Below are 289 nucleotides of genomic sequence, written 5' to 3'. Positions count from 1 at the left end.
AGCGTGAACGAAATCATGACTCGGCCCAAGCCCGAGCGTATCACGGCCGAATCCGCGAACCTTGGGGGTTTATCATGCGGCAGCGAAACCAGCTGGACGTGGCCTGGACGCGGTATCAGCGTCGGCCCATCACGATGTGGACGTATTTCGGGTACGACATTCAATTCATGCGGCCCGTAACCCGTCATCGGGTCGTCAAAGCGACCGTGGGCTATCCGATCCAGGCGCTACGCACCCTTGCGCAGATCGTCAGGCACAAGCCTGACTTCCTCTGGATCCAGGCGCCCCC

General features: G+C 60.9%; 1 protein-coding gene. It reads left to right on the top strand.

All coding sequences use genetic code 11. The features are described from left to right. Positions 1-74: 74 nt before the first annotated feature. The coding region (locus ACLBXP_RS25935; RefSeq protein ID WP_447670662.1) for a hypothetical protein at positions 75-289 on the top strand (215 nt) is incomplete at its 3' end.

The sequence above is a fragment of the Methylobacterium sp. A54F genome (assembly GCF_053346035.1).
Note: the sequence above shows the minus strand (reverse complement) of the source record. Positions and strands in the feature narration are given on the sequence as shown.